General features: G+C 73.1%; 18 protein-coding genes. 16 read left to right on the top strand and 2 right to left on the bottom strand.

The window, feature by feature from the left end:
- The first annotated feature begins 8 nt into the window (after nt 1-8).
- The 6 genes from EOT10_RS32970 to EOT10_RS32945 all read left to right on the top strand — a co-directional run bounded on the left by EOT10_RS32970 (nt 9) and on the right by EOT10_RS32945 (nt 5,237).
- Nucleotides 9-380: a holo-ACP synthase gene (locus tag EOT10_RS32970; protein ID WP_127832143.1), complete on the top strand. Its 372-nt coding sequence runs from the start codon at nt 9-11 to the stop codon at nt 378-380.
- Between the two features lie 12 nt (nt 381-392).
- Nucleotides 393-1,826, top strand: a complete 1,434-nt coding sequence (locus tag EOT10_RS32965) for an NAD(P)H-hydrate dehydratase (protein WP_127832062.1) — start codon at nt 393-395, stop codon at nt 1,824-1,826.
- A gap of 141 nt (nt 1,827-1,967) precedes the next feature.
- Nucleotides 1,968-3,176, top strand: coding sequence for an alanine racemase (gene alr, locus EOT10_RS32960; protein WP_127832061.1), 1,209 nt, complete (start codon nt 1,968-1,970; stop codon nt 3,174-3,176).
- Entirely contained in the window at nt 3,169-4,386 is a 1,218-nt protein-coding gene (locus EOT10_RS32955; protein WP_189492366.1) for an alpha/beta fold hydrolase, read from the top strand. The genes alr and EOT10_RS32955 overlap by 8 nt, the downstream gene beginning before the upstream one ends.
- Complete coding sequence (gene tsaE, locus EOT10_RS32950; protein WP_127832059.1) at nt 4,358-4,873, top strand: tRNA (adenosine(37)-N6)-threonylcarbamoyltransferase complex ATPase subunit type 1 TsaE; 516 nt, start codon at nt 4,358-4,360, stop codon at nt 4,871-4,873. Before EOT10_RS32955 ends, tsaE begins: the two co-directional genes overlap by 29 nt.
- Before the next feature lie 154 nt (nt 4,874-5,027).
- Nucleotides 5,028-5,237 (top strand): hypothetical protein, encoded by a 210-nt coding sequence (locus EOT10_RS32945; protein ID WP_127832058.1) that lies wholly within the window; start codon nt 5,028-5,030, stop codon nt 5,235-5,237.
- A 129-nt stretch (nt 5,238-5,366) separates the two neighbouring features.
- Here EOT10_RS32945 and EOT10_RS32940 read toward each other — a convergent pair whose 3' ends face one another.
- The gene (locus EOT10_RS32940; RefSeq protein ID WP_127832057.1) at nt 5,367-5,924 is read right to left on the bottom strand and encodes a hypothetical protein; all 558 of its coding nucleotides are present in this window, start codon (nt 5,922-5,924) and stop codon (nt 5,367-5,369) included.
- 146 nt (nt 5,925-6,070) lie between these two features.
- On the opposite strand from EOT10_RS32940, the gene tsaB reads away from it, so the two are divergent.
- The 7 genes from tsaB (at nt 6,071) to EOT10_RS32905 (ending at nt 12,661) form a co-directional block, all read left to right on the top strand.
- Nucleotides 6,071-6,724, top strand: a complete 654-nt coding sequence (gene tsaB, locus EOT10_RS32935; protein ID WP_127832056.1) for a tRNA (adenosine(37)-N6)-threonylcarbamoyltransferase complex dimerization subunit type 1 TsaB — start codon at nt 6,071-6,073, stop codon at nt 6,722-6,724.
- A gap of 17 nt (nt 6,725-6,741) precedes the next feature.
- Complete coding sequence (gene rimI, locus EOT10_RS32930; protein ID WP_127832142.1) at nt 6,742-7,221, top strand: ribosomal protein S18-alanine N-acetyltransferase; 480 nt, start codon at nt 6,742-6,744, stop codon at nt 7,219-7,221.
- Nucleotides 7,214-8,311, top strand: a complete 1,098-nt coding sequence (gene tsaD, locus EOT10_RS32925) for a tRNA (adenosine(37)-N6)-threonylcarbamoyltransferase complex transferase subunit TsaD (RefSeq protein WP_127832055.1) — start codon at nt 7,214-7,216, stop codon at nt 8,309-8,311. The genes rimI and tsaD overlap by 8 nt, the downstream gene beginning before the upstream one ends.
- Nucleotides 8,308-8,565: a hypothetical protein gene (locus EOT10_RS32920; protein WP_127832054.1), complete on the top strand. Its 258-nt coding sequence runs from the start codon at nt 8,308-8,310 to the stop codon at nt 8,563-8,565. The genes tsaD and EOT10_RS32920 overlap by 4 nt, the downstream gene beginning before the upstream one ends.
- Before the next feature lie 199 nt (nt 8,566-8,764).
- The gene (locus EOT10_RS32915) at nt 8,765-10,780 is read left to right on the top strand and encodes a cell wall-binding repeat-containing protein (protein WP_127832053.1); all 2,016 of its coding nucleotides are present in this window, start codon (nt 8,765-8,767) and stop codon (nt 10,778-10,780) included.
- 215 nt (nt 10,781-10,995) lie between these two features.
- Complete coding sequence (locus EOT10_RS32910; RefSeq protein WP_127832052.1) at nt 10,996-11,352, top strand: YciI family protein; 357 nt, start codon at nt 10,996-10,998, stop codon at nt 11,350-11,352.
- Between the two features lie 94 nt (nt 11,353-11,446).
- The gene (locus tag EOT10_RS32905; RefSeq protein ID WP_127832141.1) at nt 11,447-12,661 is read left to right on the top strand and encodes an RNA polymerase sigma factor; all 1,215 of its coding nucleotides are present in this window, start codon (nt 11,447-11,449) and stop codon (nt 12,659-12,661) included.
- Between the two features lie 18 nt (nt 12,662-12,679).
- Here EOT10_RS32905 and EOT10_RS32900 read toward each other — a convergent pair whose 3' ends face one another.
- The gene (locus tag EOT10_RS32900) at nt 12,680-13,867 is read right to left on the bottom strand and encodes a class I SAM-dependent methyltransferase (protein ID WP_431313352.1); all 1,188 of its coding nucleotides are present in this window, start codon (nt 13,865-13,867) and stop codon (nt 12,680-12,682) included.
- 91 nt (nt 13,868-13,958) lie between these two features.
- Between EOT10_RS32900 and EOT10_RS32895 the strand changes: the two genes are divergently transcribed.
- The 3 genes from EOT10_RS32895 (at nt 13,959) to groES (ending at nt 16,489) form a co-directional block, all read left to right on the top strand.
- Complete coding sequence (locus EOT10_RS32895) at nt 13,959-14,912, top strand: polysaccharide deacetylase family protein (protein ID WP_127832051.1); 954 nt, start codon at nt 13,959-13,961, stop codon at nt 14,910-14,912.
- Nucleotides 14,909-15,946, top strand: coding sequence for a polysaccharide deacetylase family protein (locus tag EOT10_RS32890; protein WP_223281349.1), 1,038 nt, complete (start codon nt 14,909-14,911; stop codon nt 15,944-15,946). Before EOT10_RS32895 ends, EOT10_RS32890 begins: the two co-directional genes overlap by 4 nt.
- A 234-nt stretch (nt 15,947-16,180) precedes the next feature.
- The gene (gene groES, locus EOT10_RS32885) at nt 16,181-16,489 is read left to right on the top strand and encodes a co-chaperone GroES (RefSeq protein WP_017239619.1); all 309 of its coding nucleotides are present in this window, start codon (nt 16,181-16,183) and stop codon (nt 16,487-16,489) included.
- The last annotated feature ends 100 nt before the right edge of the window (nt 16,490-16,589 follow it).

The raw sequence follows: 16,589 nt of genomic DNA, 5'->3' as shown, positions 1-16,589 counted from the left end.
GGGCTGGGATTTTGATCATTGGTGTGGGGATCGACGTCGCCGAGATCGAGCGGTTCGAGGCGTCTCTCGCGCGCACGCCCGGAATGGCCGAACGGCTCTTCGTGGAGCGGGAGTTGCTGCTGCCCAGCGGTCATCAGCGCGGTATCGCCTCGCTCGCCGCCCGGTTCGCCGCCAAGGAGGCGCTGGCCAAGGCGCTGGGGGCGCCGCCCGGGCTGCGGTGGACCGACGCGGAGGTGTGCGTCCTGGAGAGCGGGCAGCCGCGCCTGGAGGTCAGCGGGACCGTCGCCGCGCGGGCCGAGGAGCTGGGCGTCAAGTCCTGGCACGTGTCGCTGAGCCACGACGCCGGTGTCGCCTCGGCGGTCGTGATCGCCGAGGGGTAGATACTCGCGGTTATGCGTACCGCCTACAGCGTGGACACCGTACGGACCGCCGAGCGTGCCCTCATGGCGCGGCTCCCGGAAGGCGCCCTGATGCAGCGGGCCGCGGCCGGCCTCGCCGTCGTCTGCGCCGAACTCCTCGGCAGGGTCTACGGATCCCGGGTCGTGCTGCTCGTCGGGTCGGGGGACAACGGGGGTGACGCCCTGTACGCCGGTGCCCGGCTCGCCCGCCGTGGGGCCGGGGTGGTCGCCGTCCTGCTCGACGCGGAGCGCGCGCACCGGGCAGGGCTCGCCGCGTTCCGCGCCGCCGGGGGGCGCGTCGCCGGCTCCGGTGAGGCGGTGTTCGACGGCGCGGACCTCGTGGTCGACGGGATCGTGGGCATCGGGGGGCGGGGCGGGCTGCGGGAGCGTGCGGTGCCGCTGGCGCGTGCCGCGGCGCAGTCCCCCGCGGTCGTCGTCTCCGTGGATCTGCCGAGCGGCATCGACGCCGACACCGGGCAGGTCACCGGGGAGGCGGTGCGGGCCGATGTGACGGTCACCTTCGGGGCGTACAAGCCGGGGCTGCTCGTCGATCCCGGGCGGGAGTACGCGGGCGCCGTCCGGTTCGTGGACATCGGGCTCGAACCGGCGGACGGCGAGGCCGAGTTGGAGGCGCTCCAGCACCACGACGTGGCCCGTCTGCTGCCCGTGCCCACCGAGGAGAGCGACAAGTACCGGCGGGGTGTCGTGGGTGTCGTCGCCGGGTCGGCCCGCTATCCGGGCGCCGCCGTCCTCGCCGTCGCCGGGGCGCTGCACGGTGGGGCCGGGGCGGTCCGGTACGTCGGGCCCGCGGCCGGCGCGGTCGTCTCACGGTTCCCCGAGACGCTGGTTTCGGAGGGCTCGCCCGGGAAGGCGGGGCGGGTGCAGGCATGGGTGGCCGGGCCCGGGCTCGGCGACGACGCGTCGCGGCTCGCGGACGTGGTGGCCGCCGACGTGCCCGTCCTGATCGACGCCGACGGCCTGCGGCTCGCCGACGCACGGGCCGTACGGGGCCGGGCCGCGCCGACGCTGCTGACCCCGCACGCCGGGGAGGCGGCCGCCCTGCTGGGCACGCCGCGCGAGTACGTGGAGGCGGAGCGGCTCGCCGCCGTGCGGGAGTTGGCCGCGCGCTATCACGCCACCGTGCTCCTGAAGGGCTCCACCACGCTCGTCGCCGGGCCCGACGGCGGCGCGGTGCGGGTCAATCCCACGGGGACCCCCTGGCTGGCCACCGCGGGCAGCGGTGACGTGTTGTCCGGCCTCGCCGGGTCACTGCTCGCGGCGGGGCTCGGCGTGCTCGACGCCGGCTCTGTGGCCGCGTATCTGCATGGACTTGCCGCCCGGCGCGTCTCCGGCGGCGCGCCCGTCGCGGCCCAGGACGTGGCCGGCGCGCTCCCCGGCGCCTGGGCCGACGTGCGGCGGGAGGCGTAGGGCCTGTCAGGGGGAGCGGCGGGAGGCGTAGTGCCTGGCATGGGGAGCGGGGCGGCCGAGGGGCCGGGAAATGGCGGGTGTGCGACGGGCCGACGGCGGTCACGAGGGGCTGTCATGGGCCTCTGAGACACTGGGCGCACCATGACTGAGAGAGCACCTGCCAAGGTCCGTGCCCGAGCCGAGATCGATCTGGCCGCGCTGCGGGCCAACGTAAGGGCCCTGCGCGAGCACGCGCCGGGCGCCGCGTTCATGGCCGTGGTCAAGGCCGACGCCTATGGCCACGGCATGATTCCCTGCGCGCGCGCCGCGCGGGAGGCGGGTGCCACGTGGATCGGCACGGCGACCCCCGAGGAGGCCCTCGCGGTGCGTGCCGCGGGGATCGGCGGTCGGGTCATGTGCTGGCTCTGGACGCCCGGCGGCCCCTGGCGGGAGGCCATCGAAGCCGATCTCGACATGTCCGTGAGCGGCATGTGGGCGCTCGACGAGGTGACCGCCGCCGCCCGCGAGGCCGGGCGGCCCGCCCGCATCCAGCTGAAGGCCGACACGGGCCTCGGGCGCAACGGATGCCTGCCGGCCGACTGGCCCGAGCTCGTGGCCGCCGCCGTCGCCGCGGAGCGCGAGGGGCTCGTCACCGTCACCGGACTCTGGTCCCACTTCGCCTGCGCCGACGAGCCCGGGCACCCCTCCATCGCCGCGCAGCTCACCTGCTTCCGCGAGATGGTCTCCTTCGCGGAGGAGCACGGGGTGCGGCCCGAGGTCCGGCACATCGCCAACTCGCCCGGCACCCTGACCCTCCCCGAGACCCACTTCGACCTGGTGCGGCCCGGGATCGCCATGTACGGGATCTCGCCCAGCCCCGAGATCGGCACGCCGGAGGACTTCGGGCTCCGGCCCGTGATGAGGCTGTCGGCGTCGCTCGCCCTGGTGAAGCACGCGCCGGGCGGCCTCGGCGTCAGCTACGGGCACCACTACGTCACCCCGGGCGCCACCACTCTGGGACTCGTCCCCCTCGGGTACGCGGACGGGATTCCCCGGCACGCCTCCGGGACCGGGCCCGTCCTCATCGGGGGGAAGCGGCGGACCGTCGCGGGGCGGGTCGCCATGGACCAGTTCGTCGTCGATCTCGGGGGCGACGAGCCGGTGGCGGGGGACGAGGCCGTACTGTTCGGGCCCGGCGACCGGGGCGAGCCGACGGCCGAGGACTGGGCGCAGGCCGCGGGCACCATCGCGTACGAGATCGTCACCCGGATCGGGGCGCGCGTTCCGCGCGTCTATGTGGATGACGCAGACAACGCCGACGACACGGACGGCGCGGACGACGTCGACGACGGAGGAGCGGCACGTGAGTGAGAGCAGCGCCGAGGCCACGGCGGCCGTCGCGAGCTGGCGGCTGGCCGGGCTCGCCGGCGCCGCGATAGGTGTCGTCGCCGCGGGCGCCGCCGCCGGTGTCGCCGTCGAGCGGCTCACCGTCGGCCGCGGCATGCGCCGCAAGGCGCGCCTCGCACTCGACGCCTCGGGCCCGTACGGGTCCCTGCGCGGCACCTCCGGCAAGGCCTACGCCGACGACGGGACGGAGCTCTCCTACGAGGTCGACGAGGTGGAGACGGGGGACGGTGCGGCCGGTGGGGCGGCTCCGCGCCGGCGCCGGCTCTTCGGCCGCAAGGCGCCCGCCCCGGTCACCGTGGTCTTCAGCCACGGGTACTGCCTCAGCCAGGACTCCTGGCACTTCCAGCGGGCCGCGCTGCGGGGCGTCGTGCGCTGCGTCTACTGGGACCAGCGCAGCCACGGGCGCTCCGGCCGCGGCGTCGAGCAGGCGGACGGCGGGCCGGCCGTCACGATCGACCAGCTGGGCCGGGACCTGAAGGCGGTCATCGACGCCGCCGCTCCCGAGGGGCCGCTGGTCCTCGTCGGGCACTCCATGGGCGGCATGACCGTCATGGCGTTCGCCGACCAGTTCCCCGAGGTGGTGGACGAGCGGGTCGTCGGCGTCGCGCTCGTCGGGACCTCGTCGGGGAAGCTCGGCGAAGTCAGCTACGGCCTTCCGGCGGCCGGGGTGAACGCGGTGCGCCGGGTGCTGCCCGGCGTCCTGAATCTCCTGGGGCAGCGGGCCGACCTGGTGGAGAAGGGGCGGCGGGCCACCGCCGACCTGTTCGCCGGGGTCATCAAGCGGTACTCGTTCGCGTCGCGTGACGTGGACCCGGCCGTCGCCCGTTTCGCGGAGCGCATGATCGAGGGCACGCCGATCGACGTCGTCGCCGAGTTCTATCCGGCGTTCCAGGAGCACGAGAAGTCGGAGGCGCTCGGGCGGTTCGCGCGTCTTCCCGTGCTCGTGCTGGCCGGGGACCAGGATCTGGTGACGCCGAGCGAGCACAGCGAGGCCATCGCCGGGCTGCTGCCCGACGCCGAGCTGGTGCTCGTGCCGGACGCCGGTCACCTGGTGATGCTGGAGCACCCGGAGGCCGTCACCGACCGGCTTGCCGACCTGCTCGCTCGCACGGGAGCGGTGCCCGCAGGGGCTACGGTGGGAAGTTATGGAGACACCGCACAGCCCGGCGGCTGACGCCGCCACCGCCTCGATCACCGTCAACTCGCCCGCCCAGATGGGGGAATTGGGCCGTCGCCTGGCCAAGCTGCTGCGCCCGGGCGACCTCGTGATGCTCACCGGCGAGCTGGGCGCGGGCAAGACGACGCTGACCCGCGGGCTCGGCGAGGGCCTGGACGTGCGGGGGGCCGTGACCTCTCCCACCTTCGTCATCGCCCGCGTGCACCCGCCGCTGGGCGCCGGGCCCGCCCTGGTGCACGTGGACGCGTACCGGCTCGGCGGCGGGCTCGACGAGATGGAGGACCTGGACCTCGACGTGTCGCTGCCGGAGTCCGTGGTCGTCGTCGAGTGGGGCGACGGCAAGGTCGAGGAGCTGGCCGACGACCGGCTGCACGTCGTGATCCACCGGGCCACCGGGGACACGTCGGACGAGGTGCGGTCGGTGACGCTGCGTGGCCTCGGGGCGCGCTGGGCCGGGGCCGGCCTGGAGGGCCTCGCCGCCTGACCGCCGGATTCCCCGGCATCCTCGTACCTTCACCCGAACGTTCCGACATGGTGTCGGCAAAATGTTGCGCGGCGCGTGCCCGGCGTGGTCACATGGATACCCGTCCTGGTTAGGCCTGCCTAACTTTGCTTCCCCCGGAGCCCAGGAGGCATCCATGCCGGCTTCAGAACGTGACGTGCCGCAGCGGTCCCGCACGACCCCGGGGCAGGATGACGTGCCGCAGGCCGGCGGCTCAGGGCCGTCCATGAGTGAGCTGCTGGCGTCCTGTGCCGCCGCGACCGCCGTGTCCACCCCGCCGGCCGACGAGGCCCCGGGCAAGGGCGTGCGGGAGGGCGGAGCCGTGGAGGAACGCGACGCGGCGTGACCGCGGCGCCCATTCAGGCGATTGTTGTGACGGGGATCAGTTCCTGACAGGGATCAGTTCCTGTGACGGGGATCAGTTCCTGTGACGGGGATCAGTTCCTGTGACAGGGATCAGTTCCTGTAACAGGGATCAGGGGACGACGACGATCTTCTTGCCGATCGTCGCGAACTCCCACATCGCGTCGCCGTCCGCGCGCTTCTCGCGGATGCCACCGGTCTTCTTCAGCGGGTCCGGCTCCGGCATCGAGCCGTCGACCGCCGCGCTGAAGCCGATCGGGATGCCCTCGACGTTCGCGAACCGCACCACGTGCTCGATCGGTACGCCGTCGCTGCCGGGGATGGCACCCGAGCGCGACGACACGACGTACCTGCCGGCGGGCGGGTCCACCGTGCTCGGCGCGACCTTGAAGGTGCGCTGCGCCTTGCCGCCCTCACCGACCAGCCACACCCGGTCGTCGCCCACTGAGTAGACGACCCGCTCGCCGATGCCGGACTGCGCGGGTACCGCGTTCGGGTCCTGCTTGTTCTTGGAGGCGTGGGTCGCGGTGGCGGAGGGGGACTTCTCGGTCTTCTTCGGCGCGGCCAGGCTGTCCGGCGCGCTCGCCGACGCCTGGTAGGTGAGGAAGCCGACCACGGCGAGCGCCGCCGCGGTGAGCCCGGCCACGAATCCCGAGCTGCTCCGTGCCACCTGTGTGCCCACCTCTCGTGCCCGTACGACTGGCCCGTATGACTAGCCGTATGAGTTGTCCGTACGTCTTCGTGGTGACGGTAGCAGCAGGTGTGCGGCAGACCGGGGCGGCCGTGGGCGGGGCGCCGGAGCCGTAGGCTGTTTGTGTGCTGTTGCTCGCGCTGGATACCGCCACCCCCGCCGTCACCGTCGCCCTGCACGACGGTTCGTCCGTCGTCGCCGCATCGAGCCAGGTGGACGCCCGCCGGCACGGGGAGCTGCTGCTGCCCGCCGTCGACCGGGTGCTCGCCGAGGCCGGCGTCAGACTCGACGCCGTCACCGGCATCGTCGTCGGTGTGGGCCCCGGCCCCTACACCGGCCTGCGGGTCGGCCTCATGACCGCCGACACGTTCGGGCTCGCGCTCGGCGTCCCCGTCCACGGCCTGTGCACCCTTGACGGGCTCGCGTACGCCGCCGAGGTGGACGGCCCCTTCGTCGTCGCCACCGACGCGCGGCGCAAGGAGGTCTACTGGGCGCGCTACGCGGACGCCCGCACCCGGGTCGACGACCCCGCGGTCGACCGGCCCGCCGACATCGCCGAGCAGATCGCGGGGCTTCCCGCGGTCGGCGCCGGCGCGCTGCTCTACCCGGACACGTTCCCCGACGCCCGCGCCCCCGAGAACGTGTCGGCGGCCGCCCTCGCCTCGCTCGCCGCGTCGAAGCTCGCCGCCGGCGAGGAGCTGGAGCCGCCGCGGCCCCTGTACCTGCGCCGGCCCGACGCGCAGGTGCCCAAGAACTACAAGGTGGTCACCCCGAAGTGAGCACGGCACTGCGCGAGATGCGCTGGTGGGACATCGAAGCCGTGCACGCGCTGGAAAAAGAGCTCTTCCCGGACGACGCCTGGTCCCGCGGCATGTTCTGGTCCGAGCTCGCGCACGCCCGCGGCGCCGGATCGACCCGGCGCTACGTGGTGGCCGTCGACGGTGACCGCCTCGTCGGCTACGCGGGCCTCGCCGCCTCCGGGGACCAGGGCGACGTGCAGACGGTCGCCGTCGCCCGCGACCAGTGGGGCACCGGGCTCGGCGCCCGGCTCCTCACCGACCTGCTGCGCCACGCCACCGCCTTCGAGTGCGCCGAGGTGATGCTCGAGGTGCGGGTCGACAACACCCGCGCCCAGAAGCTCTACCAGCGCTTCGGCTTCGAACCCATCGGCTTCCGGCGCGGCTACTACCAGCCGGGCAACGTGGACGCCCTCGTGATGCGTCTGACCGACCCCTCGACCACCGTGACACCCGTACAAGGAACCGAAAATGGCTGACGAACCGCTCGTCCTCGGCATCGAGACCTCCTGCGACGAGACCGGCGTCGGGATCGTCCGCGGCCACACGCTGCTCGCCGACGCGGTCGCCTCCAGCGTCGACGAGCACGCCCGCTTCGGCGGTGTCGTCCCCGAGGTCGCCTCCCGCGCGCACCTGGAAGCCATGGTGCCGACCATCCAGCGCGCCCTGAAGGACGCCGGCGTCGCCGCCTCCGACCTGGACGGGATCGCCGTCACGGCGGGCCCGGGCCTGGCGGGCGCGCTCCTCGTGGGCGTCTCGGCGGCCAAGGCGTACGCGTACGCCCTCGGCAAGCCGCTGTACGGCGTGAACCACCTCGCCTCGCACATCTGCGTGGACCAGCTGGAGCACGGGCCGCTGCCCGAGCCCACGATGGCGCTGCTCGTCTCCGGCGGGCACTCCTCCCTGCTGCTCTCCGAGGACATCACGTCCGACGTGCGCCCGCTCGGCGCGACGATCGACGACGCGGCGGGCGAGGCCTTCGACAAGATCGCCCGGGTCCTCAACCTCGGCTTCCCCGGCGGCCCGGTCATCGACCGGTACGCGAAGGAGGGCGACCCGTCCGCCATCGCCTTCCCGCGCGGCCTCACGGGCCCGCGCGACCCCGCGTACGACTTCTCCTTCTCCGGTCTGAAGACGTCCGTGGCCCGCTGGATCGAGGCGAAGCGCGCCGCGGGCGAGGACGTTCCGGTGCGGGACGTGTCGGCGTCGTTCCAGGAGGCCGTCGTCGACGTGCTGACCCGGAAGGCAGTGCGGGCCTGCAAGGACGAGGGCGTCGACCACCTCATGATCGGCGGCGGGGTGGCCGCCAACTCGCGGCTGCGGGCCCTCGCCCAGGAGCGCTGCGAGAAGGCCGGCATCCGGCTGCGCGTGCCGCGTCCGAAGCTGTGCACGGACAACGGCGCGATGGTCGCGGCCCTCGGCGCCGAGATGGTCGCGCGGAACCGGTCCGCGTCCGCGTGGGACCTGTCGGCCGACTCGTCGCTGCCGGTGACCGAGACGCACGTGCCGGGCCACACGCACGACCACGACCATGTGCACGAGGTCGCTAAGGACAACCTGTACTCATGACCGTCGCGCTGATGTGGGAGGCCCGGGCGGCCGAGGGGCGCGGCGAGGAGCTGCTGACCTGGGCCCGGGCGCAGGATCTCGCGCCCGAGCCGCTGCGCCGCGAGCTCTTCCGGGCCCCGCGGGACCGGGTCCTCGTCATCACCTGGTGGGACGCCCCGTACGACGCCGACCTGCCCGAACTGCCGGAGCCTGCGGCGGAGTTGGTGACCCGCTCGGTGCACCGCTGGCGCTTCGAGGCGGTCGACCCGTCCTGAGGCCAGGGCGGCGGCCCTGCGGTGCCGGTCCTGCGGTGCCGGTCCTGCGGTGCAGGTCCTGCGGTGCAGGTCCGCCCAGGCCGTTCCCTTGCAGCCACCCGCGCCGCTACAGTGACGCAGCTGTCGTACAGGAACGTGAGGTTTCCGTTCCACGTCGGGGAGACGAACGACGGCCCTTCGTACACTCTTGTGGGGGCACATGAAGATTCACAGATGCCGCGTGCTCGCGGCACTGGGCACCGCTGTCGCTCTGGCGGCGGGCATGGCGGCGGCACCGGGGGCGGCCGCCGCCGAGCCGGTCACGTGGCAGGCCACGGACGGCAAGCTGATGTTCCTCAACGGCGCGCTGAACGTCCTGCAGACGCACGAGCTCGGCACCGGCACGTACACCGACTTCGTGGCCGGCGCGGCGGAGCCCGCCTGGTCGCCGGACGGCAGCCGGGTCGCGTACGTGAAGGACAACAGGGTCGAGACGCGCCGCTACACGGGCTCCACCCTGGTGAAGATCCCCGAGCGCGCCGGTTCGGTGCGCGGGGTCGCGCATCCGACGTTCCTGTACGGCGGCAGCACCGTCGTCTACTCGGGCGACGGCCGACTGCGGTACGCGCCGTCCGACGGCTCCGGCTACGGCCGGCCACTGTTCTCCACCACGGAGGACGGCTGCGACCGCGCGCCGAGCGCCTCGGTCAACGGCCTGATCGCCTTCGTCCGTACCGGCGACACCTGCGGCACGACGACCGGTTCCGCGATCTGGCTGTACGACGCGAACACCGGCGGCTTCACCAAGCTCACCGACGAGGGCCAGGACCCCGCGATCTCGCCCGACGGCACGCAGGTCGCCTTCGTACGCGAAGCGGGCGGGCTGACCAGGCTGTTCGTCATCAATGTGGACGGCACGGGCGAGCGCCAGCTCACCTTCAGCGACGCCGCCTACACCCCGTCCTGGGCGCCGAGCGGCACCCGGATCGCGTTCAACAACGGCAACGACGAAGACGCGTCGGCGACCCGCATCGTCGATGTGGCGAGCGGCGACGTCGCCACGATGCCGAACCCCCCGAGCACCTCGTCCACCACGGACATCGCCTGGCAGCCGCTGCGCCGCAACAACACCCTGCGCGTCTGGGGAGCGGACGCGCAGGGCACCAACACCGCCGTGTCCCGCTGGAGCTGGAACACCCTCGGCCAGAGCGAGCCCGGCTTCGCCGACGCCAGGTCGGCCGTCCTGATCAGCCAGGACAGCCCGTCCTACGCGCTCACGGCTCAGACGCTGGGCGGCCAGAAGCAGGGCCCGGTCCTCATGACGCCGAAGTCGTCGCTGTCGAGCGCGGTCCAGAGCGAGCTGAAGCGCACGCTGAAGCCCGGCTCGACCGTCTATCTCGTCGGCGGTACGGACGTTCTCTCCAGCGCGGTCGCCACCAAGGTCACCTCGCTGGGCTTCACTCCGAAGCGGCTGGCCGGCACCTCGCGCTACTCGACCTCGGTCGCCGTGGCGAAGGCGGTCACCAGCGCGCCCAAGTACGTGTTCCTCGCCACCGGCACCGACTACCACTCGGCGATCGCGGCCTCGGTGGCGGCGGGCGCGCTCGGCTACGGGGGCAAGGGCACCGTCGTCCTCAACGACGGCAACTCCCTGACGTCCTCGGTGGCGTCGTACCTCAACTCGCTCGACCCGGACACGACCATGGTCATCCCGGTCGGCGCCTCGGCGAAGTACGCCCTCACGCACACCGCGTTCTCCCACTGGCCCGGCACCTGGTCGTACTACCCGGTCTCGGGCAGCGGCCACGACGGGACCTCGGCGGCGCTCGCCAGGTTCTGGTGGTCCTCGCCGCACCAGGTGGGTCTCGCCAGGACGGACAGCTGGCGCGGCGGGATCTCCGCGGCCACCGGGCAGCTCTGGTACGGGCCCGTGCTGTGGACCGACGCGACGACCCTGACGGACGCGGACGCGGCCTATCTGCGGTCCGAGGCCGCCGGTGTCAACACCGTCATCGCGTACGGCGGCACCGGATCGGTGTCGGCGTCCGAGCTGGCGGCGGCCGGTTCCGCGATCAGCGCGAGCAGCTCGCTCGTGAACTACGTCCCGTACTACAAGGGGGTGCCCCCGGCGGGAACGGCGGGAACGGCGACCACGCGGCAGGCCGGGCAGCCGGGTGCCTCCGTGGCGCCGGGGCCGCAGCCGCAGGCCCGATCGGTGAAGACCACCGTCAAGTAGGCACGTGGGCAGGTAGGCACGTGGGTAAGTAGGCACGTGGGCACGTAGGCATCGAGGCAGGTCAGGGCCCCGGGAGGACATATTCGCCCGGGGCCTCTGCCATGCCCGGGAGATCTCCGAAGGAAATCCGGCGCGCGTGTCGATTCGCCGCTCCCCCGTTCGACGCGTAAGTGAGAGCGGGGAGAGACCCCGACCGCACCGACCGAGGAGTCACCATGCCGCGCTACCTGACCATGGTCCGTATCGACGAGAACAACACCCCCGCCGAGGGCATCAGCGAGGGCCTGATGCAGCGCATGGGCGCCCTCATCGAGGAGATGACGAAGGCCGGCGTGCTGCTCGACACGGCCGGGCTCACCCCCACCGCGCAGGGCAAGCGCGTGCGGTACGAGAACGGGCGGATCACCGTCACCGACGGCCCGTTCACCGAGACCAAGGAGGTCATCGGCGGCTACGCGCTCCTGCAGACCAAGGACGAGGCCGAGTGCCTGGAGTGGACCAAGCGTTTTCTCCAGGCCCACGAGGACTACTGGACCGTCACGTCGGAGATCCGGGAGATCCAGGAGGGCTGACCTCCTTGGCCACACACGGGCCCGGGGTGTCTGATGGTGGGCCGTGACAGAGCACGAGCCCACCACCGCCCGCACCGTCGAGACCGTCTTCCGCATGGAGGCGCCGCGCATCATCGCGGCCGTCACCCGCGTCGTGCGTGACGTCGGCATAGCGGAGGAGCTGGCACAGGACGCGCTGGTCGCCGCGCTCGAGCAGTGGCCGGAGGCGGGTGTCCCGGACAACCCGGGCGCCTGGCTCACGGCCGCCGCCCGGCACCGCGCCGTCGACCTCGTACGCCGTCGCGAGAACTACGCGCGCAAGCTCCAGGAGGTCGGCCGGGCCACGGAGTTCGCGTACGCGGCGCCGGAGGCCGCCGACCCGGACGACATCGACGACGACCTGCTGCGGCTCGTCTTCATGAGCTGTCACCCCGTGCTGTCCGCCGAGGCCAGGGTCGCGCTCACCCTGCGCCTCCTCGGCGGCCTGACCACCGCCGAGATCGCCCGCGCGGTCCTGGCCCCGGAGCCGACGGTCGCCCAGCGGATCGTGCGCGCCAAGCGCACCCTCGCCACGAAGAACGTCGCCTTCGAAGTCCCGTACGGCCCCGACCGCGAGGCCCGGCTCGGCTCGGTCCTCGAAGTCATCTACCTCATCTTCAACGAGGGGTACGCGGCGACGGCCGGCGACGACTATCTGCGCCCCGGCCTGTGCGAGGACGCGCTGCGGCTCGCCCGCGTCCTGCAGACGCTGATGCCGAAGGAGCCCGAAGTGCACGGCCTGGCCGCGCTCCTCGAGCTCCAGTCCTCGCGCGGCGCCGCCCGCACCGCGCCCGACGGCTCGCCCGTGTTGCTCAGGGACCAGCGCCGCATGCGCTGGAACCAGCTCCTGATCCGGCGCGGGTTCACCGCGCTCGCCAGGGCCCAGGCGGTGTCCACGGGGGCGCCGGGACCGTATGTGCTGCAGGCCGCGATCGCCGCGTGCCATGCGCGGGCGCACACGTACGAGGAGACCGACTGGCGGCAGATCGCCGCCCTCTACGCGCTGCTCGCGGCCCGCACCCCGTCGCCGGTCGTGGAGCTGAACCGGGCGGTGGCCGTGTCGATGGCCGAGGGCCCCGAGGCGGGTCTCGCCCTCGTCGACGCGCTGGCCGGTGAACCGGCGCTGCGCGCCTACCACTTGCTGCCGAGCGTGCGCGGGGACCTGCTTGAACGGCTCGGGCGGTACGAGGAGGCGAGGGCGGAGTTCGAGCGGGCGGCGTCGCTGACGGGCAACGAGCGGGAGCGGGAGTTCCTGCTGGGGCGTGCCCGTGCGAGCCGCCCCGGCGATTGAGGAGCGGGGGCCGGGGTGTCAGGGAACGGGGTGCCCGAGCAGCATCGTCGGCGCCCCCGCCACCCGCGTGAGGAAGACCGTGACCGACGCCTTGCCGTGCCGCTTCGGCAGGGCCTTGCGGCGCAGTTCCTCCGGGTCCACGGCGGATCCCCGCTTCTTCACCGTCAGGATGCCCACCTCACGCTCCCGCAGCAGCGCCTTCAACTTCTTGACGTTGAAGTGGAGTTGGTCGGTGATCTCGTACGCGGTCCCGTACGGCGTCGCCCGCAGCGTGTCGGACGTGACGTAGGCGATCGTCTCGTCGATCAGCCCGCCCTCGACCTCCTCGGCCACGTCGGCGACCAGGTGCGCGCGGATGACGGCGCCGTCGGGCTCGTACAAGTACCGCCCCACCGGCCGGACTTCGGGGTCGGGGAGGCCGCGGCCGGTCAGCGGGCGGGGGCCCGGCAGCAGCGTCGCCCGCATCCGGCCCGGCTCGGTGCCGAACCAGAGCACGGCCTCCTTCACGTCCCCCTCGTCCGAGATCCACTCGGCGTCGGCCGCGTCGGGGATCGCCTCGTGCGGGATGCCCGGCGCGATCTTCAGGGCCGCGCGCGGGACCTTGAGCGCGGTCCCGATCGCCCAGGACAGCGGCGGCGAGTAGGCCTCGGGGTCGAAGATCCGGCCCCTCCCGCCGCGCCGCGCCGGGTCCACGAACACCGCGTCGTACGGCTCGGTGTCGACCTCGGTGACATCGGCCTCGCGGACCTCGATCAGGCCGGACAGGCCGAGGGCTGCGGCGTTCGCCCGCGCGACCGCGCACGTCAGCGGGTCGCGGTCGACGGCGAGTACGGAGATCCCGGCGCGGGCCAGCGCGATCGCGTCGCCGCCGATGCCGCAGCACAGGTCGGCGACGCTGCGTACGCCGAGCGCCTCGAACTCCTGCGCGCGGTGCGTGGCGACGCTCGTGCGGGTCGCCTGCTCGACGCCGTTCGCCGTGAAGTACATGCGGCGCGCGTCCGCCTCGCCGAACTTGGCCGTGGCGCGCTGCCGCAGCCGGGCCTGCGCGACGGCCGCCGAGACGAGGTCCGCCGGGTGGTCGCGGCGCAGCCGGGTGGCGACGGCGAGCTCCTGGTCGGGGGTGATGTCCCGTACGTCGTCGAGGAGTGCCTGGCCCTCCGCGGAGAGCAGCGAGTCGAAGGAGGCGAGGTCGGCGAGGTCGTTCACCAGGCCCATTGTGGGCCAGTCGGTGGACGGTGCGCGCCCGGCGGCGGTGTCGGGCCCGGATCGGCGCTGCGAGCTGGGAGGATCCGGCGCCATGCGACTTGTACGACAAAGCGACAAAAGGGCCGTGAAGGGGATGCGGGGCCCGAGGGCCCGTCACGGCCGGGCACGCGCCGGCCTCGCCGTGCTCGCCGCCTGCGCGGTCGCCTCCGGGTGCGCCGCGCCCGACGGCAAGGATGCTGTCGAGCCCGCCCACGGGCAGCAGCCCCTCAAGGCGCCGCCCGCCAGAGCCCTCGACGACTACGCGGGCAGGCTGCTGGCGGCGCAGGCCGCCCGCGTCGCCGCGGCCAAGAGATGGCGCCTCGCCGAGCCCCCGCTCGCCGCGCCGCCCGCGCCCGCGAAGAAGCCCGTGATCAAGGTTCGCAAGGGCTTCGAGGTTGACGGCCAGGAGGACCTGGATCTGCCACCCGTCTTCACTACCGTCCCGACCACGGACAAGGTCGTCTTCCTCACCATCGACGACGGCGCCGAGAAGGACCCGGCGTTCCTCAGAATGATGAGCGAGCTGAAGATCCCGTACACCGCGTTCCTCAGCAACTTCCTGGTGAAGAACGACTACGCGTACTTCCGGAAGATGCAGGCCCTCGGCAACGGCGTGAACAACCACACGCTGACCCACCCGTACCTGCCGGGCCTGTCCTACGCGGGACAGAGGCGCGAGATCTGCGACATGCAGGACATCATGCGGAAGCAGTTCGGCAAGCGGCCCGTCCTCTTCCGCCCGCCCTTCGGCAACTACAACCAGGACACGCTGCGCGCCGCCGGGTCCTGCGGCATCAAGTACGCGCCGATCTGGAACGAAGAGGCCTTCGTCGACCACATCGAGTGGCGCGAGGAGGACAAGCAACTGCGCCCGGGCGACATCATCCTGACCCACTTCCGGGGCCGCGACGAGTGGAAGGGCACCATGCCCGACATGGTCCGCCGGCTCATGAAGTACGTCACCGGCAAGGGATACGCGGTGGCCCGGCTGGAGGACTACCTGTGACGACCGTGCGGGCGCGACGGGACCCCGTGCGCACCGGGCCCCGGCGACTGCTCGCCGCGGCCCTGGCCGCCGGCGTCCTCGCGCCCGTGCTGCTCACCGGGTGCGCCCAGCCCATGGACCCGATCGAGCGGCTCGGCAGGAAGGCGGCCCAGAAGGTCCGCCACGCGCACCGGGCGCCGACGGCCGTGCCCGCCGTCGGCACGGGGAACGCGGGCAGCGCGAGCGGTACGAGCAGTGCGGGCGGCGTGAGCGGTGCGGGCGAGCCCGGGAAGCGGAAGCCGGGGGCGGACTTCGGGCGGATGCCGGCCCACACCGTCCCGCTGACGGCCCGCGCCACGCCGGGGCAGGCCCCCGCCGCCCACGTGAAACACCCCGCCCCCACTCGTGACGCCTACCGCCGCTGGGGGCTCACGGCGCCGCTCGCCCCCGCGCCGCGACCCCCGGCCCACCTCGCGCCCCGGTCGGCCCGCGGCCCGTACGCGCTCCCGCCCGTCGTGGACCACGTCCGCACCAAGGCTCCGGTCGTCTTCCTGACCTTCGACGACGCGGCGGGACGCGACCCGCGCCTCGCCGACCTGGTGCGCGACCTGCGGCTGCCGGTCAGCGTGTTCGTCACCGGCCAGGTCGCGGGCCCCGGCCGCGACCACCTCGGCACGCTCCGCCGCCTCGGCGCGGGCGTACAGAACCACACCCTCGACGACCGCTCCCTGCCCGCGCTCGCCTACGCCGAGCAGCACGCGGAGATCTGCGGTCAGCAGGACCGGCTCCAGGGCCGCTTCGGCACCCGCCCCCGCCTCCTGCGCCCGCCGTCCGACGCCTACGACCAGGACACCCTGCGCGCGGCCGCCACCTGCGGGGTCGACGCCGTGGTCCTGGGGCGCGCCGCGGGAACCGGTGACCGGCTGCGCCCCGGGGACATCGTGCTCGCCCGCGCCGGCCGGCCCGGCACGACGCTCACCGACACGACCGCGCGGATGCTGCGCCGCATCCAGGCCCAGGGGTTCACGGTCGGGCGCCTTGAGGACTACGTGTGAGGACTACACGTGGGCGGCGGGACGGCTGCCGGGAGGCGCGGGCGGAGGACGCGCCGAAGAGTGAATTGGCACTCCGCTTGACCGAGTGCTAATCGCAGTCATAGTCTCGGCCCTGGCACTCCCCACTGGAGAGTGCCAATAGCGACGGGCAGGTCCGGCACCCGCGACGACGGATCCACCTGGTCGCCACCTCAGACAGTTAACCCCGTGATCTCCGAAGGGGGAGGTCGGATCGTGACGACCACCAGCTCCAAGGTTGCCATCAAGCCGCTCGAGGACCGCATTGTGGTCCAGCCGCTCGACGCCGAGCAGACCACCGCCTCTGGCCTGGTCATCCCGGACACCGCGAAGGAGAAGCCCCAGGAGGGCGTCGTCCTGGCCGTGGGCCCGGGCCGCTTCGAGAACGGCGAGCGCCTTCCGCTCGACGTGAAGACCGGCGACATCGTGCTGTACAGCAAGTACGGCGGCACCGAGGTGAAGTACAACGGCGAGGAGTACCTCGTCCTCTCGGCTCGCGACGTGCTCGCGATCGTCGAGAAGTAATTCACCCACTGTTTTAGTTCTGCGCCCCTGGCTCCCCGCTACTCAGCTGCGACTTTTCTCAGCATGCCGGGCGTCGGGGGCGCAGTTCGTTCGAGAGGAC

It is taken from the genome of Streptomyces antnestii, assembly GCF_004005495.1.
GTDB classification, from domain to species: Bacteria; Actinomycetota; Actinomycetes; order Streptomycetales; family Streptomycetaceae; genus Streptomyces; species Streptomyces antnestii.
The sequence above is the reverse complement of the archived record's forward strand: the minus strand, read 5'-3'. Positions and strand labels throughout refer to the sequence as shown.

Coding starts and splice junctions, on each gene's coding strand:
- tsaE (WP_127832059.1), top strand. CDS start 4,358: ATGGAGACACCGCACAGCCCGGCGGCTGACGCCGCCACCGCCTCGATC.
- EOT10_RS32910 (WP_127832052.1), top strand. CDS start 10,996: ATGCCGCGCTACCTGACCATGGTCCGTATCGACGAGAACAACACCCCC.
- EOT10_RS32915 (WP_127832053.1), top strand. CDS start 8,765: ATGAAGATTCACAGATGCCGCGTGCTCGCGGCACTGGGCACCGCTGTC.
- alr (WP_127832061.1), top strand. CDS start 1,968: ATGACTGAGAGAGCACCTGCCAAGGTCCGTGCCCGAGCCGAGATCGAT.
- EOT10_RS32905 (WP_127832141.1), top strand. CDS start 11,447: ATGGAGGCGCCGCGCATCATCGCGGCCGTCACCCGCGTCGTGCGTGAC.
- EOT10_RS32895 (WP_127832051.1), top strand. CDS start 13,959: ATGCGACTTGTACGACAAAGCGACAAAAGGGCCGTGAAGGGGATGCGG.
- tsaD (WP_127832055.1), top strand. CDS start 7,214: ATGGCTGACGAACCGCTCGTCCTCGGCATCGAGACCTCCTGCGACGAG.
- EOT10_RS32965 (WP_127832062.1), top strand. CDS start 393: ATGCGTACCGCCTACAGCGTGGACACCGTACGGACCGCCGAGCGTGCC.
- rimI (WP_127832142.1), top strand. CDS start 6,742: ATGCGCTGGTGGGACATCGAAGCCGTGCACGCGCTGGAAAAAGAGCTC.
- EOT10_RS32920 (WP_127832054.1), top strand. CDS start 8,308: ATGACCGTCGCGCTGATGTGGGAGGCCCGGGCGGCCGAGGGGCGCGGC.
- EOT10_RS32945 (WP_127832058.1), top strand. CDS start 5,028: ATGCCGGCTTCAGAACGTGACGTGCCGCAGCGGTCCCGCACGACCCCG.